Consider the following 24400-nt stretch of genomic DNA (forward strand, 5'->3'; position numbering starts at 1 on the left):
GCGCATTCAGAAAGTTGAGTTAGCTGATTTTCAAATAATTTGAATGCCGCTCATAATGACAATATGATATTTTTTAATATTCTCCTTAAATCATAATAATTATACTTTTATTTATGGAAAGATTCCACGTTGTGTATACGCCTCTTCTATACGTTCTATGGCAATAACAAATGCTGCCGTACGCATATCTACATTACGTTTTTTTGAAGTTTCAATTACATTGGTAAATGATTCTTTCATTTTCTTTTCCAATTTTTCCATCACCTCTTCCAGAGACCAAATTTCTCCGTTGCGGTTTTGTAGCCACTCAAAATAACTACCAATAACTCCACCGGAATTACATAAAATATCTGGAATAATATCAATACCTTTCTTTAGTAATATTTTTTCTGCATCTACATCTGTAGGTCCGTTGGCGCCTTCTGCAATTAAATAAGCTTTTATCTTACTGGCATTTTTAGCTGTAATCTGGTTTCCTAATGCTGCAGGTATACAAATGTCGCAGTCTAAGCTAAAAAATTCTGAACTATCTATTTTTTTTGCATTTGCAAAGCCAAGTATACTACCTTTATTACTTTGGGTATATTCCAATAGTTTATCTACGTCAATACCTTTTTCATTGGTAATACAACCATAAGCATCTTGTACAGCGGTTAAAATAGCTCCTTCGTTAACTAGAAAGTACGCTGCCCAATACCCAACATTACCAAATCCTTGAACTATAAACTTTTTATCCTTTAAATCAATATTGTGGTTTTCTGCCCAAAATTTAATAGTAAGGAATACGCCGTACCCTGTAGCTCTATCTCGTCCTTTAGAACCTCCTGCGCCTATGGGTTTGCCCGTAACTACATGCATGTTTGTAGAGCGCTCAGCTGGTGATTTTGTTGACATGTACGTATCTAAAATCCAGGCCATTGTCTGTGGATTTGTGTTTACATCCGGTGCAGGTATATCTAATTCCGGACCTATGTTGTCACCTAAAGCATAAGTAAACCTTCTTGTTATTCGTTCTAATTCTGCATTGGTATACTTAGTTGGGTCAATTTGAATACCACCTTTTGCACCACCATAAGGCAGGCCAGCTAAGGATGTTTTCCAAGTCATCCACATGGCAAGTGCCTTTGCAGCATCAATATCAACGGTAGGGTGATAACGTAGTCCGCCTTTATACGGTCCTAATGAATTATTATGTTGTACACGATAACCGGTAAAAATTTCTACCTCCCCATTATCCATCCTTACTGGAAAATGAACAACAATTTCATTGTTCGTTACTTCAAGAATTTTTCTAATGTTGGTGTTTAGCTCAATAATATCTGCGGCATTATCAAACTGTCGCATAACATTATCTAGCATGCCTTGTTTAGGGGCTTTTTTCTCTGTCTCTAATTTTGCTATCATTATATTTAGTTTAGTACTAATTCTTTTTTAAATTCTTCGTTGGTAGCCATTTCGTTGGATATTACTAATGTTGGTTCATTAGTAATATCTAGGTAATGAACATAATCACTACAAGAGTGAATGGAACTTTTATCTCTAGTTAAGTTGCATAGCAAAACATGCCTACATGTGGAGCAAATACTACGATTATAATTTTTCATCTTGCTTAAATTATATTGTTTTTAAGATGCGTTTTAAAGAATTTTTTTATTCTAATATGGTTTGTTTTGACTTACTTGGATAAAAAATTAAAGCTAAGATTGCAATTCCAATAATAATTAAAAAAGCAAGTTCAAGCTTGGCAAAGAGCATGTTCATATCTAAGGACTTATTAGATTGCTTTGTCATTTGCATACTTTCTTTTAGTTGTATATGGGCTAGTGCATCTAATTTATTTTTCATTTCTTGTAGGCTATTTAACGTAAGAACTCCATTGTTATTATTAAGTTGATTAGTAGCCTCTAGAGTTTTGTTCTCCGAATTTTTAAGATTTTTAAATTGAGCAGTTAATTCATTTAATATACTAGATTCCTTAGAAGTTAGTTTAGTCGCTTTAAAAGCTAATAATAGTTTTTCTGCTTTTTCATTTTCCGATTGCTCTTCAGTAAATTTATCGTCACTTATAAACCGTAGTTCTTTTTTATGAATAATTGTACTAAGTTGATAAATGTAATCTTGAACTACAACCCTATCTTCATGTACTGAATTTACTGTGGTTTGTATTCTTGAAAAATGCTTTTGATTTAACCTATTAGAACCAAGAACCAATAAAAATGCAATGGCTAAAATAAAGCCCGCATGTAATTTTGCTGATGTTTTGATCATTTGTTCTATCTATTAGATTAATTCTTAAAAATTACTTTTATTTAAAGAGTTAGAAACCCACTTGAACTATTAATTCTTTTTTAAAATTAGTACAGAATAGACCAAGTGGATATCATTAACCAACTAAAAAAATTATGGCATCATTAATTCACCAGATGAAATGGCCTCATGGTAATTGGCTTGTATTGTTGTGTGACTACCAAAGAAGCGTCCACCATCTTTTTTCTTAAATTTTATTTGAGTGGTGCCATCTTTTTTTTCTTTAATAGAGGTAACTACAACCGTTGCACCTTCGGCTCGTTTGTAATTGGCTATTCCCCCTCTTTTTATTATAAAATTTTCATGGGGAAAATCAATATGTTTGTATTTGTTGGCTTCTGGCTTGCCTATTTCGAAAACGTCACCAACTTCAACATTTGTTTGTTTTATTGTATTTTCTTGAGCTGTTAACATACCTACAGAAAATAAAAGAGCAATTGCATATTTAATCATAATTTTACTTTTTAATAATTAATAATTTTTTATTTTTGGTTGCTTTAGGTTGGTATTATTTATTTGTTTTACTTGTTGAATTTTTAAAGATATTACATCGCCAGGTAGTCCATACGTAATTTTATCACTTTCGGCACGGCCAATTACAGAAGCTCCTAAACTACTAATTACTGAAATCTTTTTCTTTTGAATATTGACTTCATTCGGAGGAACTATTTGAAAAGTTGACTGCCTACCAGCATTACCGACCAGAGTAATAAATGAATACATTTTTACAATATCAAAAGGGATGTCCTCAGACTCAAAAAGCATTGCATTGGACATATTTTGATGTAAAATCTCCAAAACATTTTTGTGTGCATAATCTTCAATGGTAACATTCAGTTCTTGATAATGTTTAATCATCATGAATTCATTTTTTTCTAAAACAAGACTGCCATACTTCATCTTTTGCTGTAAATTAAATTCAACTTGCTGTTCTTAATTTCAATACTTTTAAAGTTTTTTGTTCATCTTTAAAAGCAGTTTGTAATTATTTATAAAACAGATTAATTTATTTGTTCAGATAAATACAATTGCTGTGCCGATACTAAAAATAAAAATATTTTAAATCATAACTGATTGATTTACAGTACTTTTAAATTGAAATTTTATTTTTAGCAGTGTAGAGTAGTGGGTAATATTTACCCATGCGAGGAAATATTACCCGGTGTTTATTTTAATTTTTCACGCAAAGTTTTACGGTCTATTTGTAGAATTTCGGCAGCTTTTGTCTTATTCCCTTGGGTATGATTTAGAACGCGTTGAATATATTCCTTTTCCATTTCCCGTAAAGGTTTTAACTCATTATTTGAAAAGTTTATTTGGTATTTTAAAAATTCGGGTAAGTCTTTGACATCCACAACACCATCAGACATGATAACGGCACGCTGTATAATATTTTCAAGTTCTCTTATGTTACCAGGCCAATTATAACGTTCTAAAATTTGAAGTGCTTCGGGGGAAATACGTAATAATCTATCTTTAAATTCAATTCCATATTTACGAATAAACTTTTCAGTTAAAATGGAAATATCAGATTTTCGTTCGCGTAAAGGTGGTACAATGATTTCAACCACTGTTAAGCGGTAATATAAATCTTCACGAAACGTATTGTTTTTAATATCTTCAATGAGGTTTGCATTGGTAGCGGCGATAATTCGAATGTCAACTTTTTCGACCGTTCTAGATCCTACTCTTGTAATTTCTTTTTCTTGTAAAGCCCGCAATAATTTTGTTTGAACAGCTAAAGACGCTGTTCCAATCTCATCTAAAAATAACGTACCGCCTTTTGCAGCTTGGAAGAATCCGTTTCTATTTTCATTGGCGCCAGTAAAAGCTCCTTTTAAATAGCCAAAGAGTTCTGCTTCCTGTAAATTTTCGGGGATAGCAGCACAGTTAACTGCAATAAAGGGTTCACGGGAGAATTTGCCGGAATAATGTATGGCCCGTGCAACTAACTCTTTTCCCGTTCCGCTTTCTCCTTTAATAATTACTGTAGCTTTATTATCCTTTACCCGATCTACAATATTGGTGACTTTTCTAAAAGCATCAGATTCACCGACCATATCCGAATATATGTTGGGCTTGGAATCTGTGGTCTTTGGAGTATGTGTTTTTCTTTTTTTATTTTGTAAAAAAGCTTTTTCAATTGCTTCTTTTAGCTCTTTTTTAGTGAATGGTTTGGTAAGATAGTCCGTTGCACCAGATTTAATAACTTGGAGCGTATCTTGTACTGATGGGTAACCTGTAACTACTAATTTTGGTATTTCAGGATAATGCTCATTAGAAAATTTTAATAATTGAAGGCCATCAATCTCTGGCATTTGAATATCCGTTATCAATAAATCAATAAAAGTATCTTTAAGAATATATAGGGCCTCCTTTACTGATACTGCTTTATACGTATGATAACCCATAGACTGTAAGTGTCTTTGCAATAGCTCTAGAATATCTATGTCATCGTCAACTATAAGAATGTTTTCTTTACGCAAATCCATAATTACAATTTAGGAAAATCTACGGTGAATATAGTTCCTTTAGGTGTATTAGGCTTATGAGTTATTTTCCCTTTATGACTTGTAATAATGCCATGGACTACACTTAACCCAAGTCCAGAACCTTCACCAATGGGTTTGGTGGTAAAAAAAGGCTCAAAAACTTTATCGGCAACATCTGTATCAATGCCTTTGCCCTGATCTGCGATTTGAATAGAAATAGTATGTACGGTGTCTAATATGGTTACATCTACAGTTGACCCTTCTGGTGAGTAATAAATTGCATTCATTATTAAATTAAATAGCACTTGGGTTAGCTGAACAGTGTCTGCCCTAAGCTCCATTCTTTCATTATCAATAAATTTTTTTAGCTTAAGTTTCTTAGTTCTTAGGGATGGTTCTAAAAGTTTTAGCACATTTGTAACTACAGGAATTAGTTTTACCATTTTCATTTCTTGCGGCATTTCACAAGCGAAGAACATTAGCTTTTTTACTATTTCTCGACTAAAAATAGCGCTATCCATAATTTTTTCTAAATCTCTAGTAGCATCTTTATCAGTTATTTTTTCGGTAAGTAATTCTGCAAAACCCAGAATATTGGCAAGTGGGGTATTTAATTCATGGGCAATACCAGCCGTAATTTCACCAAGAATATGTAAACGGTCTGCACGTTCCATTTGTCTCTTTGTATGGGCTTCACTATCTCTTATGTGTTTACGTTCAATGAGGTTTCCAATATCTAGTGCAACATTATTAAGTAATATTTGCTCTTCGTTTAGAAAGTCTTTAACAGAGTATATTTTAGATGGGTAGGCGACTATTACCTCTCCTTCAATTTTATTAAAAACTTTAATATTGGAGCTTAAAGCTACCATGTCGGATTTATAATCATCTGATTTAACCTCATATTCACCAACTTTTATATGTGCTTCCGCAACTTTATCAAACTGCCAAGCTCTTTTAAGACAATAAACAATAGCTTCAAGGGAGGTTTGTAATTGGTTGTAGTCTGAATTGGCAATAATAGAAGTGACTTCATAAAGGCAGGTAAGCTCTTTTACACGTTCTTTTAAGATATCTTCAGTTGTAGTCATGCAAGCAGCATTTCAAAGTTGATATATAAAGGTCTGCAATATTTGTGAGGATGAGAAATACTATTATCCTTAATAAGCGTTAAATAATCAAAAATGCCTGGTAATGTTCTATGTTTAAATTCTTAATTAACATGAGATGAATATGGTGAATATTAAACTAACAAGTCAAGTTTGTTTTTTACATTTCGCAAGTACTCGAAAATTACAATATTATTATTTTCGAAAATACCTGGAATTAAATATTAGTTTTTTATGATGGCGGTATATAGCATTGTAAAATAAAAAAGCCTCCCTAAATAGTAGGGAAGCTCATCGTAAAAAGTGACCGGGCTGGGGCTCGAACCCAGGACCCTCTCCTTAAAAGGGAGATGCTCTACCAACTGAGCTACCAGGTCAAAAATGTTAAGAACTTAAACGTTAACAACTTACAAAATAGGGTCACGCAATTAAATAAAATAGCCTCTTTTGGTTAAGAGGCTATGTTTTTTGTGACCGGGCCGGGGCTCGAACCCGGGACCCTCTCCTTAAAAGGGAGATGCTCTACCAACTGAGCTACCAGGTCAAAAGCATATTCTGAAATAATTCCCTCAATGCGGGTGCAAATATAAGTCGATTACTTTATTCTACAAACCCTTTTCAATATAAATTTCTTTTTTTTTGAAATCCCTTTTATTTAGTTCAATTTTGCGATAATGAAAAATATCAAAATAGTTTTATTAGGGTATATGGGTAGCGGTAAAACTACTGTTGGTAGAATAGTGGCTAACCATTTGAATATTAAATTTTTAGATTTAGATGCGTATATAGAAGAAGCAGAGCGTATGTCCGTATCATCTATTTTTAATGAGAAAGGTGAAATCTATTTTAGAAAAAAAGAAATGGAATATCTTTCTGAAATATTCTTGATAGAAAATAGCTTTGTACTATCGCTTGGAGGAGGAACCCCTTGTTTTGGAACTAATATGGAATTGATAAATGAGAAAACTAAGAACTCTTTTTACCTAAATATTGGTATTCCTGAACTTGTTACAAGATTAATGAAAGAAAAAAATCATAGACCAATGATTTCACATTTACAAGATCAAGAATTGACAGAGTTTGTAGGGAAGCATTTATTTGAAAGAAGTTTCTTTTATAATAAAGCACACCATAAAATAAAGTGCAATAATAATTCACCTACAGAAATTGCGGAAATAATTATTAATTCCTTAGTCTAAAAATACCCTGTCGTTTTTAGATTCAAAACGAACGTTCACATGTTCCTGCAACGAAGTTGATAGGGAAATACCTTTATAATCAGCCTTAACAGGATACTTTTTATGGTTTCTGTTGACCAAAACGGCAGTTTTAAGTTGTTTTAAGGGCGTTTTTAAAAAATGATGAACTCCATATATTAATGTAGTACCCGAGTTTAATACGTCATCAACAATAACTACAGATTTATTAATGAATTCTTCTTCAACTATAGAAGTGGTGACTCCGCTTTCTAAAGGATTGCTTTTATCCATAGAAAGTTTGCAAAGTGTAATTTTTGCGGTCGTAATTTTCTTAAGCGTAGATACTATTTTTTTTGCAAATTGCAATCCACCACCTTCTATACCGGCAATTATAATTTCATCTTCAGAAACATTAGCTTCGTAAATTTGATAAGCTATGCGTTCTATTTTGTGTTGAATCTGTAAATGTGAAAGTATGGTCTGTTCCATATAATATTCTTAAACCAATAAAGATAGTTATGTTTTTAAAAGATTTACTTATTCCTCCTCTTTTATGTTTTTATTAGTTTCGGAAGAATTGGTTTCATTATTTTCTGATGGTGTTTCAAGATAGTCATCAATATCACGTCTATCTTTTTTGGTAGGTCTACCAACTCCTTTCTTTCGATAATAATCTTTAGAATATTGTAAAAGTTCATTATGTTCAAATGCTTCTTTTGGCGTTGTATCTTTTCTGTAAATATCTACTAATTTGGCGCCAACACGACTTGCAGGAATATCTAGAACCGTAAATTTATAATCTATTTGATTTTTACGAACAACTACTTCATCCATTGGAAAAACTTCTCTTCCTGGCTTGGCAATTTGGCCATTTATTTTTGCATGACCTTTTTTACAAGCAGTCGTTGCTATATTCCGAGTCTTAAAATACCGAGTACTCCACAAGAATTTATCTATGCGCATTTTGGTTACAATTCTTTGTTAACTACCCAACAAAAATAGGGGAAAATTGTATCTTGCGCGCTTAAATAAAAATATTGATGAATTTGAAATACGCCTATTTGCTAATTGCTGGGTTAATTGTAATAAGTTCTTGTAAAAAAGACGATGATCCCATTGGCGAAGTTGTACCACAGAGATTATTAAGTGAAGTTGCTATTGAGGATGATGCAGAAATTGTAGCGTTTCTAAAAACCCATTTCTATAATAAAGATGAATTTGATGCTGCAGCCGAAGGTTTCGATTTTAAGATAAAATTTGATACTATCGCTGGTGTTAATAGTGATAAACAGTCCATTTTTGATAGCCCATTTTTAGTTACAGAAACCATTTCAGTGGCATCTTCAAGTTTTTTAAGAGATGACGGAGAAGTTGTAAACCATAAGTTATACACCTTAGTGGTTAGACAAGGAATAGAAGAGGGCAAACCAACAATTGGTGATAATTCTATTCTTAGGTACGAGGGTTCATTATTCGATGGAACCCTGTTCGATGCATCTTCATTCCAACCAATTATCCTTAACCTTTCCGGTGTAGTTAGGGGCTTTGGAAATGGGGTCGAAAATTTTCAAACTGGTATGGGACCAATTGAAGTTGGTGATGGAACAGTTAGGTATAATGGTTATGGAATTGGTGCTATTTTTATGCCTTCTGGCCTAGCATATTTTGATGATACAAGAAATAGTTTGCCTTTGGCTCCTAAATATAGCCCATTAATTTTTAAAATTGATGCTTTTGGGTTTGAAGCCAATTCGGATTTTGATGGTGATGGAATACCTTCTATTCTTGAAGATTTAAATAATGACGGTAATTTAAATAATGATAATACAGATGAAGATGCTGAAGCTCTATCAAGAGTCTACCTTGCAAATTACAATGACACGGATGACGACAATGATGGTATCTTAACTATAGATGAAATTGAGTTAGATGCGGATGGAAATTTTGTAGGATTCTTAGATACCGATGGCGACGGAATTTGGGATCATTTGGATAATGATTTATAAGCCAAAAATAAAGCATAAAAAAACCTCTTAAGTTTTCTTAAGAGGTTTTTTGTTTTATGAAATTTTTGTTAGAGCGCCAATGACAAACTTAGTATAATTTGGTCTGGCCTAGTATCTATTCTACTTGGTCCAACATTGGTTATGTTGGTGTTAATGAACGAAGCTTCATTATCGCTAAAACCTCTTTCATAGCGTAAATCAATTCCTAATTTACCTAGGTTGACGCCGGCACCTATATTCATTCCAACCGAAAAATCATTTTCAACGTCATCTATCGTAATACCATCAAATTCGGTGTCCAGAATATATTGAAAAGATGGTCCGGCAAAAACATGTAAAGGGCCTATTAAATTTATTCCTAAAAGTACGGGAACGTCCAATTTACTCATGTCAAAATCAGCACTATCATAATCTGATTTTGTTTTAGTGTACACCAACTCTGGTCTTACATAAACTTTTGATGCTCCAAATTTGCCAAACACACCAACATGGTAGCCAATGTTTCTGTCGGGATTACTCGCTGCATCTCCAGCAGATTCAAAATAATCTCCGTTTGCACCATAATTTAACCCTCCCTTTAATCCAAAACTTGAACTACTTTGAGCCATAGTATATAGCCCGGTAAGTGCCATAAAAGCTGCTAAAACTGTTTTTTTCATATCTTTTTTTTTAATATAGAACATGTAGCAAATACAATACCAAATGTTCCTTTTCTCGTTATACCATCAAAACGGTGGGGTGCTACCTTTATTGTTTAAATAAGTTATTGGGTTAATAATCTGTTTTTTGTGCTAAAAATGAAAAATATAAGTTTGTGAATTTCATGAACATCTTTACTTTTTATTAAGTTTTTCCCACTGGCAGTTCATTATATTTGCAACTAGATTTAGAAGATTTGAAGTTTACACTACACAATACTGACACACAGTCAAAAGCAAGAGCTGGGACAGTCATTACTGACCATGGCGTTATTGAAACCCCAATTTTTATGCCTGTGGGCACAGTTGCTTCTGTAAAAGGAGTACACCAAAAAGAATTAAAAGAAGAGATTAATCCTGATATTATATTGGGTAATACCTATCACTTATTTCTTCGCCCTAAAACTGAAATTTTAAAAAAAGCAGGCGGACTCCATAAATTCATGGGATGGGATAGAAATATCCTTACTGATAGCGGTGGTTATCAAGTATACTCTTTATCTGGGAATAGAAAAATAAAAGAGGAAGGTGTGAAATTTAAATCGCATATAGACGGGTCTATGCATTTATTTACACCTGAAAATGTGATGGAGATTCAGCGTGTTATTGGTGCTGATATCATTATGGCTTTTGACGAATGTACCCCATATCCTTGCGAGTATAATTATGCAAAAAGGTCAATGCATATGACCCATAGGTGGTTAGATAGATGTATAAATCATCTTGCTAAAACACCTTTTGAATATGATTATGAGCAAACTTTTTTTCCTATTGTACAAGGGTCTACGTATAAAGATTTAAGAAGACAATCGGCCGAATATATTGCAAATGCAGGTGCTGAAGGTAATGCCATAGGCGGACTTTCAGTAGGGGAGCCGGCTGAAGAAATGTATGGTATGACTGAGGTCGTTTGTGAAATTTTGCCAGAAAACAAACCTAGATATCTTATGGGAGTTGGCACACCAATTAATATTTTAGAGAATATTGCTTTAGGTATAGATATGTTTGATTGTGTAATGCCTACAAGGAATGCTAGAAATGGTATGTTGTTTACCGCGCATGGCACCATTAATATCAAAAATAAAAAGTGGGAAGATGACTTTTCACCAATAGATGAAATGGGAACAACCTTTGTAGATCACGAATATTCTAAAGCATATTTAAGACATTTATTTGCAGCAAATGAATATTTGGGTAAACAAATTGCGACAATTCATAACTTAGGTTTTTATATGTGGTTGGTACGCGAGGCTCGTAAACATATAATTGCTGGTGATTTTAGAGCATGGAAAGACATCATGGTAAAACAAATGGATAAAAGGCTATAATGCTGTCGATAATAGATAAATACATACTTAAAAGGTACTTGGCGACATTTTCGTTAATGCTCTTGTTGTTTATTCCCATTGGTATTATGGTGAATTTGGCAGAGCAAATTGGTAAAATGATTGATAATGAAGCGCCGTTAAATGAAATAGTTATGTACTATGTAAATTTCACCATTTACATTGGTAATTTGCTTTTTCCTATTTTTCTATTTCTTTCCGTTATTTTCTTTACCTCAAAATTAGCGAACAACACTGAAATTGTCGCTATTTTAAGTTCTGGAGTGTCCTATGGTCGGTTTTTAAGGCCGTACATAATTGGTGCATCTTTAATAGCCATCTTAATGTTTTTTATGACCATGTTTATTGTACCCAATGCAAGTGTTGGGTTCAATGAATTTAAATATAAATACCTTAAAAAAGGTAAACAAGATAGGGTTACCAATAATATATTTAATCAGCTAAACGAAACAGATTTTATATATGTGAGCAGTTTTGACCCTGCAAGGCAGTTGGGTCACAATTTTACTTTTGAACGTTTTAATGAAGGTAATGAGTTAGATTTTAAGATATCTGCAGCCAATATTCGTTGGATAGAGAAAGATTCGAATTATAGATTAACTTCTTATAAGAAACGTACGGTTATCGACGATACTGCAATTATTGAAAGTAAACGTAGATTAGATACCATATTCGCTTTTGATATAGGCGATTTAACTCCGGTATCCTATGTGGCAGAAACGAAAAATCTTTTTGAACTTGATACATTTATAAAAGATCAAAGAAGAAAAGGTGCATCGAATATCAATACGTATGTGTTGGTTAAATACAAACGTTGGGCGTTACCCTTAACGGCATTTATTTTGACCCTTATTGCTGTTTCTGTTTCATCGGTTAAAAGACGAGGTGGAATGGGCGCTAATTTGGCATTTGGTATTCTTATAGCCTTTGTATTCATCTTTTTTGATAAAGTTTTTGGTACATTGGCTGAACAATCGGGTTTTTCGCCTTTGCTTGCGGTAATAATACCTAATGTTGTTTTCGGATGTTTAGCTTTTTATCTGCTTCAAAATGCCAAAAGATAGAATACTCAATTTAATCCACTTACATTTTATAGTATTTATCTGGGGCTTTACAGCAATTTTGGGGAAGTTGATTACCATAGATTCCCTTCCATTAGTATGGATTAGAATGGGTTTGGCCACGCTTTTCATAACTATCTATATATTAATAGCTAAATTTAGTTTAAAGGTTTCCAAGAAAACATTCTTTTGGCTTTTAGGCGGAGGTATTGTGGTTGCTTTACATTGGGTAACATTCTTTTTAGCCATAAAAGTTTCTACGGTATCTGTAGCACTGGCCATGATGTCAACAGGAGCATTTTTTACAGCTCTAATGGAACCATTTTGGTACGGTCGTAAAATTATAGGTTACGAAATTCTATTTGGGTTATTAGTTGTTGTTGGACTATACTTAATATTTAAAGTAGAAACGCAATATGTATATGGTATGGTTATAGCATTAATATCTGCTTTTTTAGCTGCTACTTTTGCGCTAATAAATGGAAAACTTGTTCAAAACCATAGACCATCTGTCATCTCTTTTTATGAATTGGGTGTTGGAGTAATTTTTCTTTCCATTATTTTAATTTTAAAAGGGGATTGGAATATGTCGTTAATTGCACTTCCAAAGATGGATTGGGTGTATCTACTTATTTTAGCTCTAATTTGCACAGCTTATGCTTTTATAGCATCTGTTAAAATTATGCGTGTATTGACACCATACACGGTAATGCTCACAACAAATTTAGAACCAGTGTATGGCATTCTGCTTGCTTGGTTAATATTTGGCTCAGAAGAAAAAATGAAACCTATGTTTTATGTGGGAGCATTAATTATACTCAGTACGGTCATTGCCAATGGTATTTTAAAGCAAAGAGCAAATATTAAAAAAAGGGTACCTAAGATTTAGGTATTAAAGTTTTATCTTTGAACCACAACTAAAGAAACTTTATTGAATATGGAATATTTGGATTTTGAACTTCCTATTAAAGAATTGGAAGAACAATTGGACAAGTGCATGATAATTGGGGAGGAAAGTGATGTAGATGTTACAGAGACATGTAAACAGATTGAGAAAAAACTTGCCGATACTAAAAAGGATATCTATAAAAACTTGACTGCTTGGCAGCGAGTTCAACTTTCTAGACATCCTAACAGACCATATACTTTAGATTATATTAAAGCTATATGTGGAGATACATTTTTAGAACTACATGGCGATCGTACAGTTAAGGATGACAAAGCTATGATCGGCGGTTTAGGTAAGATCAATGATCAAAGTTATATGTTTATAGGCCAACAAAAAGGATATAACACCAAGACTAGGCAGTACAGAAATTTTGGTATGGCCAACCCAGAAGGCTATAGAAAGGCTTTGCGTTTAATGAAATCTGCTGAAAAGTTTCAAGTTCCTGTTGTTTGCTTTATAGACACACCAGGTGCTTATCCAGGTATTGAAGCAGAAGAGCGTGGACAAGGTGAGGCAATTGCACGTAATATTATAGAAATGACACGCCTTAAAGTTCCTATAATTGTGGTTATCATTGGTGAAGGTGCCTCTGGTGGTGCATTAGGTATCGGTGTTGGCGATAAAGTATTAATGTTAGAAAATACATGGTACTCCGTTATTTCTCCAGAATCCTGTTCTTCTATATTATGGAGAAGCTGGGAATATAAAGAAAGGGCTGCTGAAGCTTTAAAGCTAACGGCAACAGATATGAAAAAGCTGAAACTTATTGACGAGATCGTACGTGAGCCTGCGGGTGGTGCACATGCTAATAGAGAAAAAACTTTTGATATCGTTAAAAATAAAATTACTTCACATTTTGAGGATCTGCAAAAGTTATCACCAAAACAACTCGTAAATAAGCGTATGGATAAATATGCCCAAATGGGAGTTTTTAACGGCTAATCTGCATTTTAGGCAATTTTAAAATATACCGAGGATTTTATTCCTCGGTTTTTTTATGTTATCAACAGAATTTCGTAATTTATTAACAAGTTGCTTTAGTGAACTGTGAACATCGTAACCGATGTCGTTAAGGTTAACTAAAGGTTAATTGTATACTTTCGTACTATGGAGAACACGAAACCTTTTATCGCTCGGAAGATTGATAAATCTACTATTATAAACCTTGAAAAAGGAAAAATACCGCCACAAGCAGTTGATTTAGAGGAGGTTGTATTGGGTGCTATGATGATAGATAAAAAAGGGGTAGATGAGGTTATTGATATATTGCACCCAGATGTTTTCTATAAAGATGCCCATAGATATATTTATGAAGCCATCTTTATTCTCTTTGAAGAATCGCAACCGGTGGATTTATTAACCGTTTCATCACAACTTAAAAAAGCAGGTAAATTAGAGGTTTGTGGTGGTGATTTTTATTTGATAAAATTAACCCAAAAAGTTGCGTCTTCAGCCCATATTGAGTTTCATGCACGAATTATTCTTCAAAAATATATTCAACGTAGTTTAATTAAAATTTCTGGTGAAATTATTGAAGAAGCCTACGATGAGGCAACTGATGTTTTTGATTTGTTAGATGCCGCAGAAGCCAAATTATATGATGTTACCCAAGGAAACTTAAAGCGCTCTGCAGAGACTGCTCAAGATTTGGTAATACAGGCCAAAAAACGAATTGAAGAAATTGCCGGTAAAGAAGGAATGAGCGGAATTCCTTCTGGTTTTGATAAATTAGATAAGCTTACCTCTGGTTGGCAACCAAGTGATTTAATTATTGTGGCTGCACGTCCTGGTATGGGTAAAACCGCTTTGACCTTATCTATGGCTAGGAATATGGCCGTAAATACCAATACTCCTGTTGCTTTCTTTTCATTAGAGATGTCCTCGGTACAGTTGATTACAAGATTAATTTCCTCTGAAACAGGTTTGTCTTCTGAGAAATTAAGAACGGGTAAATTAGAAAAGCATGAATGGGAGCAATTAAATGTTAAAGTTAAATCTTTAGAAAAAGCACCTTTGTTTATTGATGATACTCCGTCGCTTTCTATTTTCGATTTACGTGCAAAGGCAAGAAGACTTGCATCACAACATGGTATAAAAATGATTATGATAGATTACTTGCAGTTGATGACAGCCGGTGGTAGCCAAAAAGGCGGAAATAGGGAACAGGAGATTTCAACAATTTCCAGAAATCTAAAGGCACTGGCAAAAGAACTATCTGTACCTGTAATTGCACTTTCGCAGTTGTCGCGTGCCGTTGAAACTCGAGGAGGCAGTAAACGACCTATACTTTCGGATTTAAGGGAATCGGGTGCAATTGAGCAAGATGCGGATATTGTTTCTTTTATTTATAGACCCGAATATTATAAGATTGATGAATGGGATGATGAAGAACATACACCAACTCAGGGTCAAGCAGAATTTATTGTTGCAAAACACAGAAATGGTGGTCTAGAAAACATTAGATTAAAATTTATTGGTAATCAAGGTAAGTTCGATAATCTAGATGATTTTGATTCTCCATTCGAATTTCAATCGAAAATGAATGCAAACGAGGAGAATCCGTTTACCACGAAAAACTTACCAAGTGCAGATGATGCCTTTGGTAGTAGTATGAATAGTGATCCAGATTTTGATGAGGATAACGATGTTCCTTTTTAAAATAAAACATATCTATAGTTTAGAAGTCTTCCGTTCGGGAGACTTTTTTGTTTTTAAAACAATTCGTTTCCAGCATTTCTCGTTATCTTATCTACAATAGCTTTAACGAGATCTTAAATAGTACACCATAGATTTTACTTTATCTTTGAGTGAATGAAATAAAATATATGTCTAAAATTGTAACCTTAGTTTTCTTTCTTTTCCTATCAGTACAAATGATCGCATCATCTATTTTAATTCCAATGGATGCCGATAGCCAAAAGAATCATTTAAAAGCATATGGTATTACTTACTGGGTTTTATCAAAACAACAAAAAGTACAATGGTTATTGAATTATAGAGGCGGTTCTTTTTTACTTCCGGATGGCGAAAGTATTAGAAAAGAATGCCAAATTAGAGGAGTTAGTTTTGAGATTTTATCTGATGGACAAGCAAATAGTATTTTAGATGATATCAGTAGTCCTTCTGTTAATCAAGATGCGGTAATACTAGAGAAAGCACCAAGAATTGCAGTGTATTCACCTAAAGAAAATCAACCTTGGGATGATGCTGTAACTATGGCATTAACATATGCTGAGATACCTTATACTACTATTTATGATGAAGAAGTTCTTGGGGATAAGTTAGCTTTATATGACTGGCTGCATTTACATCATGAAGATTTTACAGGGCAATATGGTAAATTTTATGGGGCATATAGGGCAACACCTTGGTATATTGAAGGAAAGAAAAATGCTGAAAAACTAGCAAATAAATTAGGATATGATAAGGTATCCGAAGAAAAAAGAGCGGTTGCCTTAAAAATTAGAAATTATGTCATTGGTGGGGGCTTCATGTTCGCCATGTGTTCGGCAACCGATAGTTTTGATATTGCGCTAGCTGCTGACGGCATTGATATTGTAGAGCCCATGTTCGATGGTGATGCATCTGACCCTAACTACCAAGCTAATTTAGATTTTGGAAAGACCTTTGCTTTTACCGATTTTATCTTGGAGCGTAGCCCATTAAAATATGAATTCTCTTCTATTGATATGACCAATAAAAGAGGTAATGTACCTAAAGAATCTGATTACTTTTCGTTGATGGATTTCTCGGCTAAATGGGACCCTGTGCCTACCATGTTATGTCAAAACCATACTTCTTTAGTAAAAGGGTTCATGGGACAAACAACTGCCTTCACACGCTCTGAAATTAAGCCGACCGTTATGGTATTGGGAGAAAATAAAATTAATGAAGAAGCAAGATATATTCACGGGATTAAAGGAAAAGGTTTTTTTACGTTCTACGGAGGTCATGATCCAGAAGATTATCAACATAGGGTAGGGGACCCAAAAACGGAGTTAGAACTACATCCTACTTCACCTGGTTACCGTTTAATTTTAAATAATGTATTATTTCCGGCGGCAAGAAAGAAGAAACAAAAGACATAATTGTAATTTGAATACGGATAGAAATAAAAATCGTTATCAAGACTTAAGTCTTGATAACGATTTTTTAATTACTGATATCCTAGCTAATTCAGTTTATCGTCTAATAATTTAAAATACTCCAATGAAGTGACTACCTGCAGCATTTACCAATTCAGCACCTTTCGTTACTGTACCAGTTTCCGTATCTACAACATAAATATTTCCATTTTGACCAACAGCACCTTGGGTAAGGTAAATTTCAGTTCCTTCAACAACAAAGCCTTGGTATTGAAATAAGTAGAAATCTGGGTCATAGGGAATGTCGTCAATCTTAACTGCGGTTCTAGCATTTAAATCAACAAGTGCAAAAAATCCTTGAAGACCTGCAACACCTTCTGCAGAACCATTATGACGGTAAGCTAATACAGCTTTACCATTTGCAGCTGGTCTCCAAGCAAGAATATAAGCTCCTTCAACACCTAAGGCATCGTCTAAATTGAAATCGTATGTGTCATCATATTCATTATCTGAATTGATTTTTAAAATATAAGAACCTTCTGGGTCACTTTGGTTTGCTTGGTATACGCTACCATTATATTCAAAAGAATTGATACTGCGGTAGCCATTTGTGTTTCCGTGACCAACAGTTGAAGTAATAACCGACGGATTCAATAAAGAGGGGTAGTCTAAGACAATGGTTTTTGAACCTAAAATCTCATAATTACTATCACTTTCGGCAGTCGCAGGATCCACTTTGCTTAAACGGGCACCAATATATAATTTATCTCCTGCAGCATTTAATGTAGGCATATCAATTCTAGAAATGTAGTAGCCTGCAGCTTCTTCTTCGGCAGATAAAGGAACGCTATGCTCTTGAAATTCTTTAATTGAAGAGTTTACCAAATCTAAAGTTACTACGCCAATAGTAGCTTCTGTACGGGTGTAGGCATTATTCTCATCAAATTCGTTTTCATTATTTACATAAACTGCAGCACCAGTTTGATCTCCGTCAAATAATTTGATCCAACGTGGAGCAGTACCAACGTAAGGAGCTATACTAACTTCAGAACCTGATGGGGTGAATGTTTGTCCACCTTCAACGGTATATTTTGTATAATTTCCACCAGTATCACCCGCGTAGCTAATATTAAAAATAGTATTTCCATCTTCAGAAGACTGTAATCTTGCTGTTCTGTTTGAGGGAGCAATGAATCCGTTTTCAAAAGGTTCAATAGAAACGGTAGGATCTTTAGCATCTTCACTTGTAACAGAATATATTAAAGTTCCTCCGTTACCATCACCTGGATCTTCGCCCATTTTAGCCGCTGCAACGGTAATCCATCTGTATTCTTCAGGTTCTTCTGTGTCGGGTTCTTCTGTATCTGGATCTGGAGTAACTATGGTATCGTCTTCACTACTACACGCGGTCATTAGACCTGCTATTAATAAAACGGCAGCAAAATTTTTAAGGTTTAATATAGTTCTTTTCATTTTCGGTATTGATTAAAAGATTAAAATTTATTTATTGCGTAATTTAATTTTAGGTAAAAAGCCCTTCCTGGTTTTTGGACAGAAAGATTATCGTATACAGGTTCGTCAAAAATATTTTTGATATCAAAACTTACTACAAATCTGTTATCTGGGAACGCATAACTAAGCCCAATATCTTGTGATAACTGCTGCGGTACTTCAAAGAATTCATTACCGATAGTATTACTTCCTTGTGCGGTGATAAAAGAAAATTCATCGGTGAAATAAACATTATAAAATGCGTTCAACCTAGATTTCTTTTGGATCAAATCTTTAAACGAATAGCGTAATCCGCCATTCATGGTGAAAAACGGAGTATTGGGTACATCAACCTCTATACTTTGGTTTTCAATCTTTAAACTGAACTTGGAAATATTGAAGTTGAGACCAAAATTGTTATTATAAGAATAGTTTAATTGTGCATCAAAACCTTTGGAAGTTCCGCTACCTTGGTTTACGTATACTATTAATTCATCATCGACATTTAACGATGTTTCTATAGGCAGACCAATTCTGTCTTTTATGTTTCTGGTGAAAAAATTGGTAGATACTGTAAAATCATGCTTTTTGATATTAAAATTTCCGAACCTAAACCCTAAGTTGTAATTCTCACTACTTTCAGGGTTAATGCTGGAGTTGGCAACTACATTATCGCCATCATTACCAAAAATTTCAGTTTCATTTGGTAAGCGTATGGCTTTCTCTGCGGACATTAGTAAGGTGATATTACTAACGACTTCGTAGGAAGCGGCAAAACCGTAACCATTATAATTTTTATTACTACTGACCACTTCGTCGACAATTACATCATTACCGTTTTGATCAGATTCAATAGCCGGGTCCACACTGGTTGTTTTCTGCTGATAATGTTTGCCAAATAAACTGGTTCTTAATTTTTCGTCAAAAGCACTCAATTCGTAGGTTAAGGAGTATATATTCTTTTTTAAGTCTCTTGTTCCTACAAAAGTGTTTTCTAAAACTGATTGCAGTGCGTCGCTGTCTTCTCTGTCAATACCACTATAAACGTGGTTTGCAGAAAACTTATGATGATTGTTTATGGCATACGAAACACCTGTTCTTATAGATGCTACATTTCTTTTTATTTTAGCTAGTGAAGGACCCCCTTCTTGTTGAGAGCGCCAAGTATATTGATATTCATTTCCTCTAAAATCAATTGCGCGTTCTCCGTTCCAGCTATACGCCCAAGAAACGGTATCGTTTACGGCACGGTTTCTTTTTCCGTATAAACCGTTAACATTTACGTCAAGACCTTTTGTAAATAAATCTTTCTTTTGATAGTTGATACTACCAAGTAAGGCATCAGATTCTAAAAACCTACCCTTGTAAGGGGTAATGGTCATAAATGCGCCATGTTGTACCTCTTTATAATCATCAGAGCCTGTAATACCTACTAAGAATTGGTCTGCCCATTTTACGTCTGTATACCCAATTTCAGCCCTGCCACCAGTGGATCTGTACGCATCGTTAAATCTTCTAGCTGTAATTGGTGTTTGCACTCCGCCCAAGCCAGTGATCACAACACTTCTACCAGAAACTTTGTAATCATTATCAGAGTAATTATGAAAAAGAGAAGCCTTAACCGTTAAGCCCGATTTGTCAAAACGATAAAGACCATTCACACTAGTTTGTACAGTATTGAATGATCCGTAAGATATGGATGCATTAAAATTCGTTTTTGTATCATTATGTAGAACTATATTAATAGCTCCACCTAAGGCATCGTCAGCTAAATGACCTGGTACCACGCCTTTATAAACTTCAATGTTTTTTATCATTGAAGGTGGTATACTGTTTAGGTTAAATGAATTACCGTAAGTAGAGAGTGGTATACCGTCGATAAAAATACGAACCGAGTTACCTGATAGTCCATTTAAACTATAAGTGACATCTGAACCTAACCCTCCATTTTGGCGAATTTTTACTCCAACTGTAGTGTTTAGCAATTCGTTTGTTTGAATATTTCTGAGCCCTGCTTCTTCTGTTTTTATTGCATTAACAGCAAAACCTTTTGTTTCTATCTGAGTCTCTTTAGATTTACCGTTGACATTTACTTCATCAAGGTTTTCAACATTTTCTTCTAATGTATAATCAATAGTTATTTTTTTGGTGCTATCATCAATTTTAATGGCTTTTGAACGGGTAGTATAACCAATAAAAGAAACTATTATGTTATGCTGTCCTTTGGGAACATTTTTAAGGGTAAATATTCCATTGTCGTCGGTAAGAACACCAATATTAAATCCTTCGACCAAAACAGTAGCAAAGGGTAATGGTTTGCCAGATGCATCTGTTACACTGCCTGAAATTGTGCTAAAAGTACCTTGAGCTTTTGCAGATAGGAATGTGAAGAATAGTATTACTGTTAAGAAGTTTTTCATTTGATTTAAAAAATCCACTAATCTTTATTAAGATTTAGTCTAAATAAATTAGTTTTGCAAATCTATGGCAGGAATGAAGAGTTGAGTACCGAGAAAGGAATTTAAACTTACGCGAAAGGAAGTAATGATTTACAGTTGAAAATGTTTATGAACAGAGAGTTGTTGCGGAAAGAAATAAGGGTGGGCCAATTGTTCAAAAATAGTTTTATGGACAATTCATTGCAATTCAATGAAGTAGAGGTTACTACTAAGGATAATAGTTCTTTTGTAAGAGGTGTTGATTTCTCTAACAGCCAATTAATTCTTGAATTTGATTCTGAAATTTGTGTTTCTAGTGATGAGCATTTAATAAAACTTCATTTTTCTTTAGAAGGTACTTACTGTTATCAACCACTTAAACATATAAAGTACCTGGTTCAAATTCCAGAAAATCATTGCAATATGTTCTATTACCCAACAACTGAAGGGCGGGATATTTTTTTCAAAGGAAACGCCAAATCCTTTGAAATATACGTGAAGCCCAGCTTGTTGAAAAATTTATTGGGTACTGAATTTGAAAGTTCTTTTGATAAATTAAAGAGCGCTATTCAAAATTCGAACTCTTTTGTCCTTTGGGACAAAAGTAAATTTATTCCGCCTAGTATTCGAAGCAACATAAATGAGATCATACAGTGTCCGTACAAAGGTGAAATCCGAAAGATTTATTTGGAAAGTAAATTAACGGTTTTAATGATCGATTTTCTTTTGGGTAGACAAACCTCTAAACTTTCTAAGAGCAATGTAAAACTTTTAAATTCGGATTACTTGGCGTTGGTTCGAGTAGAAGATCATATTAGAAAAAACTTAAAGGAACCTCTTAAGATCTTAGACTTGGCAGATTTAGCAGGATTCAACGCCACAAAGCTAAAACGAGATTTTAAAAAGCTATATGGCGTAACTATCTTTAAATATATTACTGCATTACGTATGGAAGTCGCAAAGAGTTTAATAACTCAAGAAGGAGCAACCATTGCACATGCGGCTTACGAAGTAGGTTATGCTAATCCACAACATTTTACTACAGCATTTAAAAGAACTATGGGGTACGTACCTAGCGAATTAAAACCGGCGGTAGAATAAAATATAAACGTCTATGGTTGCATCCATTATGTAATGAGCATCTTCAAAATATGCTCTACACCATTTTCATCATTACTTAAGGTGCTGTATTTAGCTACTCTTTTTACATTCGGATGAGCGTTTTCCATGGCAAATCCAAAATCTGATAGTGCTAGCATTTCAAGATCATTATTGAAATCTCCGAATACCATCACTTCATCTGATTTTAAATTGTAGGTTTTCATCAGTTTATCCAGTGCGTATCCTTTGTTAGCATTCATATTTGAAATATCTAACCAATTTTCACCAGATACTTTTACTTTTAAATGCGCTTCAAAATGTTTTACAAACGGATATATATGCGCTTCGGAACTTTCAAAATGATAAATGGCGATTTTAATAACTTCAGAATTGAATTTAGATAAACTTTCTAAAATTTCATACTCCGTATAGTACTCCGCTAATTTAGTTACAAACGCATTAGATTTATCGGTTAAGTAAGCTTTATGCTTTGTACAAAGCACAGGATGTATATTTGGAATATCATCAAGAGTCTTTAAAATATCCTGTACATGTTGTTTTTCTAGTGGCGTAGCTAAAATTTCAGTTTGCTGTTTCATGGCAAATCCACCATTTTCGGCAATAACGATGATATCGTCTTTAATAGCATCTAATTTGTCTATAATGCTATTATATTGTCTTCCACTTGCTGCGACAAATGTGATGCCTTGAGATTTTAAATCTTTAAATATGTCAAAGAATTGGTCACTTACTTGGTGGTTTGAGTTTAAGAGCGTCCCATCCATATCAGAAACAACCATTTTTATCTTCGATAAATCCATATGCTTTAAAATTTAAAGGCAAAGATATTTGAATGATGTTTAATAAGGTGTATTATGTTCAAAGTTTTACCTTTATTTAATAGTATAAACCATATGATATTAGTTCAAAAAGAGTTTCAATTACCAGCTTATAAAAGGGGGTTTCATATCATAACTGATATAGTAACTTCTAGAATTCCTGAAATAAAAGATATAGATACCGGCTTCTTGCAGGTATTTATAAAGCATACATCCGCCAGTTTAACTATAAATGAGAATGCTGATCCTACGGTAAGAGAAGATTTTGAATCTCATATAAATATTATAGTGCCGGAAAATGCCCCTTATTACAAACATAATTATGAAGGCTCAGATGATATGCCTGCACATATTAAATCTTCATTAATGGGTGCTTCAGTGCAAGTACCAGTGACTTATGGGAAATTAAATATAGGTATTTGGCAGGGAATTTATCTTTGTGAGCATAGAAATTATGCTTCGGGCAGAAATATGGTATTGACGTTGTGGGGAAATTAAAATTTAATTAAATTGAATTAAAGAGAATACATTATGACAACAGAAGAATCTATATTAAATAAAATACAAATTTTGATAACCAATCATTTTTCAACTCCAGAAATGGCATTTAATTTTTTTGATGAAAACAATGATCATAAACTTACAAAGTCTGAAATTGTAAAATTACTTAAGGAAGCTGAAATAAGCGGCTTTATTAGAGGTATAGTATCTTCTAAGCTTATTGAGGGCTATGATAAGAATGGCGATGAGCTTATAGATTGGCAAGAGTTTAAAGCGGCTATAGCTAAAATTAAAAAATCCGATTCGTAAGAATCGGATTTTTCTAAAAGTGAGATTGTTATTAATTTATTTTACCTGATCTACAATTGCCTTAAAGGCATCTGGGTGGTTCATTGCTAAATCTGCAAGAACTTTTCTGTTAAGTTCTATATTTTCAGCTTTTACTTTTCCCATAAATTGAGAGTAGGACATTCCATGTAGTCTGGCACCTGCATTAATACGAGTAATCCATAATGAACGGAAAGTTCTTTTCTTGTTTCTACGGTCTCTGTAAGCATATAACATTGCTTTTTCAACCGCATTTTTGGCTACTGTCCAAACGTTTTTACGTCTTCCAAAGTAACCTTTGGCTTGCTTCATTACCTTTTTTCTTCTGGCTCTTGAAGCTACTGCATTTACTGATCTTGGCATTTTTTCTAATTTTTTGTAGTTGGCGCCCTTTCTATTTTTAAGGAACTTTTAAGGCCTAACTCCATGGTTAATAATTTTACCTTTTAAA

Annotated in this window: 24 protein-coding genes and 2 tRNA genes; 11 read left to right on the forward strand and 15 right to left on the reverse strand. The window is 33.8% G+C overall.

The window, feature by feature from the left end:
- Positions 1–111: 111 nt before the first annotated feature.
- The 8 genes from BTR34_RS13985 to BTR34_RS14025 form a co-directional block, all read right to left on the reverse strand.
- Entirely contained in the window at positions 112–1404 is a 1293-nt protein-coding gene (locus tag BTR34_RS13985) for a Glu/Leu/Phe/Val family dehydrogenase (RefSeq protein WP_068486475.1), read from the reverse strand.
- Between the two features lie 246 nt (positions 1405–1650).
- Positions 1651–2268, reverse strand: coding sequence for an MCP four helix bundle domain-containing protein (locus BTR34_RS13995; protein ID WP_068486477.1), 618 nt, complete (start codon positions 2266–2268; stop codon positions 1651–1653).
- Positions 2269–2400: 132 nt separating this feature from the next.
- Positions 2401–2760, reverse strand: a complete 360-nt coding sequence (locus tag BTR34_RS14000) for a hypothetical protein (RefSeq protein WP_068486479.1) — start codon at positions 2758–2760, stop codon at positions 2401–2403.
- Between the two features lie 18 nt (positions 2761–2778).
- Positions 2779–3168, reverse strand: coding sequence for a GreA/GreB family elongation factor (locus BTR34_RS14005; RefSeq protein WP_197496198.1), 390 nt, complete (start codon positions 3166–3168; stop codon positions 2779–2781).
- A gap of 305 nt (positions 3169–3473) precedes the next feature.
- Positions 3474–4799 (reverse strand): sigma-54-dependent transcriptional regulator, encoded by a 1326-nt coding sequence (locus BTR34_RS14010; RefSeq protein WP_068486483.1) that lies wholly within the window; start codon positions 4797–4799, stop codon positions 3474–3476.
- A 2-nt stretch (positions 4800–4801) separates the two neighbouring features.
- On the reverse strand, positions 4802–5890 hold the full coding sequence (locus tag BTR34_RS14015) for a sensor histidine kinase (protein ID WP_068486485.1): 1089 nt from the start codon (positions 5888–5890) through the stop codon (positions 4802–4804).
- 322 nt (positions 5891–6212) lie between these two features.
- Positions 6213–6285 (reverse strand) — tRNA-Lys (locus tag BTR34_RS14020).
- A gap of 94 nt (positions 6286–6379) precedes the next feature.
- Positions 6380–6452 (reverse strand) — tRNA-Lys (locus BTR34_RS14025).
- Positions 6453–6582: 130 nt separating this feature from the next.
- Between BTR34_RS14025 and BTR34_RS14030 the strand changes: the two genes are divergently transcribed.
- Complete coding sequence (locus BTR34_RS14030; RefSeq protein ID WP_394333941.1) at positions 6583–7107, forward strand: shikimate kinase; 525 nt, start codon at positions 6583–6585, stop codon at positions 7105–7107.
- Here BTR34_RS14030 and BTR34_RS14035 read toward each other — a convergent pair.
- Both BTR34_RS14035 and BTR34_RS14040 read right to left on the reverse strand, forming a co-directional pair.
- Positions 7099–7596 (reverse strand): phosphoribosyltransferase family protein, encoded by a 498-nt coding sequence (locus BTR34_RS14035; RefSeq protein WP_068486487.1) that lies wholly within the window; start codon positions 7594–7596, stop codon positions 7099–7101. The two genes, BTR34_RS14030 and BTR34_RS14035, sit on opposite strands and share 9 nt — an antisense overlap.
- A gap of 48 nt (positions 7597–7644) precedes the next feature.
- Positions 7645–8070, reverse strand: a complete 426-nt coding sequence (locus BTR34_RS14040) for an RNA-binding S4 domain-containing protein (RefSeq protein ID WP_068486489.1) — start codon at positions 8068–8070, stop codon at positions 7645–7647.
- A 77-nt stretch (positions 8071–8147) separates the two neighbouring features.
- On the opposite strand from BTR34_RS14040, the gene BTR34_RS14045 reads away from it, so the two are divergent.
- Positions 8148–9113 carry an FKBP-type peptidyl-prolyl cis-trans isomerase gene (locus tag BTR34_RS14045; protein ID WP_068486491.1) on the forward strand — a complete coding sequence of 322 codons (966 nt, stop codon included), beginning with the start codon at positions 8148–8150 and terminating at the stop codon, positions 9111–9113.
- Between the two features lie 68 nt (positions 9114–9181).
- Here the strand turns inward: BTR34_RS14045 and BTR34_RS14050 are convergent, their stop codons facing one another.
- On the reverse strand, positions 9182–9772 hold the full coding sequence (locus BTR34_RS14050; protein ID WP_068486575.1) for a porin family protein: 591 nt from the start codon (positions 9770–9772) through the stop codon (positions 9182–9184).
- A gap of 236 nt (positions 9773–10008) precedes the next feature.
- Between BTR34_RS14050 and tgt the strand changes: the two genes are divergently transcribed.
- The 6 genes from tgt (at position 10009) to BTR34_RS14080 (ending at position 17255) form a co-directional block, all read left to right on the forward strand.
- The gene (gene tgt, locus BTR34_RS14055) at positions 10009–11139 is read left to right on the forward strand and encodes a tRNA guanosine(34) transglycosylase Tgt (protein ID WP_068486577.1); all 1131 of its coding nucleotides are present in this window, start codon (positions 10009–10011) and stop codon (positions 11137–11139) included.
- Positions 11139–12221 (forward strand): LptF/LptG family permease, encoded by a 1083-nt coding sequence (locus tag BTR34_RS14060; RefSeq protein WP_068486493.1) that lies wholly within the window; start codon positions 11139–11141, stop codon positions 12219–12221. Before tgt ends, BTR34_RS14060 begins: the two co-directional genes overlap by 1 nt.
- Complete coding sequence (locus BTR34_RS14065; RefSeq protein ID WP_068486495.1) at positions 12208–13107, forward strand: DMT family transporter; 900 nt, start codon at positions 12208–12210, stop codon at positions 13105–13107. Before BTR34_RS14060 ends, BTR34_RS14065 begins: the two co-directional genes overlap by 14 nt.
- Positions 13108–13155: 48 nt before the next feature.
- Positions 13156–14109: an acetyl-CoA carboxylase carboxyltransferase subunit alpha gene (locus BTR34_RS14070; protein WP_068486497.1), complete on the forward strand. Its 954-nt coding sequence runs from the start codon at positions 13156–13158 to the stop codon at positions 14107–14109.
- A 165-nt stretch (positions 14110–14274) separates the two neighbouring features.
- A complete protein-coding gene (gene dnaB / locus BTR34_RS14075; protein ID WP_068486499.1) occupies positions 14275–15825 on the forward strand; it encodes a replicative DNA helicase in 1551 nt (516 codons plus the stop codon).
- A 167-nt stretch (positions 15826–15992) separates the two neighbouring features.
- Positions 15993–17255 carry an asparagine synthetase B gene (locus tag BTR34_RS14080; RefSeq protein WP_068486501.1) on the forward strand — a complete coding sequence of 421 codons (1263 nt, stop codon included), beginning with the start codon at positions 15993–15995 and terminating at the stop codon, positions 17253–17255.
- A gap of 108 nt (positions 17256–17363) precedes the next feature.
- Here the strand turns inward: BTR34_RS14080 and BTR34_RS14085 are convergent, their stop codons facing one another.
- Together BTR34_RS14085 and BTR34_RS14090 are read right to left on the reverse strand one after the other, a co-directional pair.
- Positions 17364–18725, reverse strand: a complete 1362-nt coding sequence (locus BTR34_RS14085; protein ID WP_068486503.1) for a hypothetical protein — start codon at positions 18723–18725, stop codon at positions 17364–17366.
- Positions 18726–18745: 20 nt separating this feature from the next.
- Positions 18746–21163: a TonB-dependent receptor gene (locus tag BTR34_RS14090; RefSeq protein WP_068486505.1), complete on the reverse strand. Its 2418-nt coding sequence runs from the start codon at positions 21161–21163 to the stop codon at positions 18746–18748.
- Positions 21164–21370: 207 nt separating this feature from the next.
- Between BTR34_RS14090 and BTR34_RS14095 the strand changes: the two genes are divergently transcribed.
- A complete protein-coding gene (locus tag BTR34_RS14095) occupies positions 21371–22282 on the forward strand; it encodes a helix-turn-helix domain-containing protein (RefSeq protein WP_197496199.1) in 912 nt (303 codons plus the stop codon).
- A 26-nt stretch (positions 22283–22308) separates the two neighbouring features.
- Here BTR34_RS14095 and BTR34_RS14100 read toward each other — a convergent pair whose 3' ends face one another.
- The gene (locus BTR34_RS14100) at positions 22309–23103 is read right to left on the reverse strand and encodes an HAD family hydrolase (RefSeq protein WP_068486509.1); all 795 of its coding nucleotides are present in this window, start codon (positions 23101–23103) and stop codon (positions 22309–22311) included.
- A 93-nt stretch (positions 23104–23196) separates the two neighbouring features.
- Between BTR34_RS14100 and BTR34_RS14105 the strand changes: the two genes are divergently transcribed.
- Together BTR34_RS14105 and BTR34_RS14110 are read left to right on the forward strand one after the other, a co-directional pair.
- Positions 23197–23619 (forward strand): secondary thiamine-phosphate synthase enzyme YjbQ, encoded by a 423-nt coding sequence (locus BTR34_RS14105; protein ID WP_068486579.1) that lies wholly within the window; start codon positions 23197–23199, stop codon positions 23617–23619.
- A 33-nt stretch (positions 23620–23652) separates the two neighbouring features.
- The gene (locus tag BTR34_RS14110; protein WP_068486511.1) at positions 23653–23931 is read left to right on the forward strand and encodes an EF-hand domain-containing protein; all 279 of its coding nucleotides are present in this window, start codon (positions 23653–23655) and stop codon (positions 23929–23931) included.
- A gap of 36 nt (positions 23932–23967) precedes the next feature.
- On the opposite strand, the gene rplT is transcribed toward BTR34_RS14110, so the two are convergent.
- The gene (gene rplT / locus BTR34_RS14115) at positions 23968–24312 is read right to left on the reverse strand and encodes a 50S ribosomal protein L20 (RefSeq protein WP_068486513.1); all 345 of its coding nucleotides are present in this window, start codon (positions 24310–24312) and stop codon (positions 23968–23970) included.
- Between the last annotated feature and the right edge of the window lie 88 nt (positions 24313–24400).

The organism is Maribacter hydrothermalis, assembly GCF_001913155.1.
In the GTDB taxonomy this organism is placed as follows: domain Bacteria; phylum Bacteroidota; class Bacteroidia; order Flavobacteriales; family Flavobacteriaceae; genus Maribacter; species Maribacter hydrothermalis.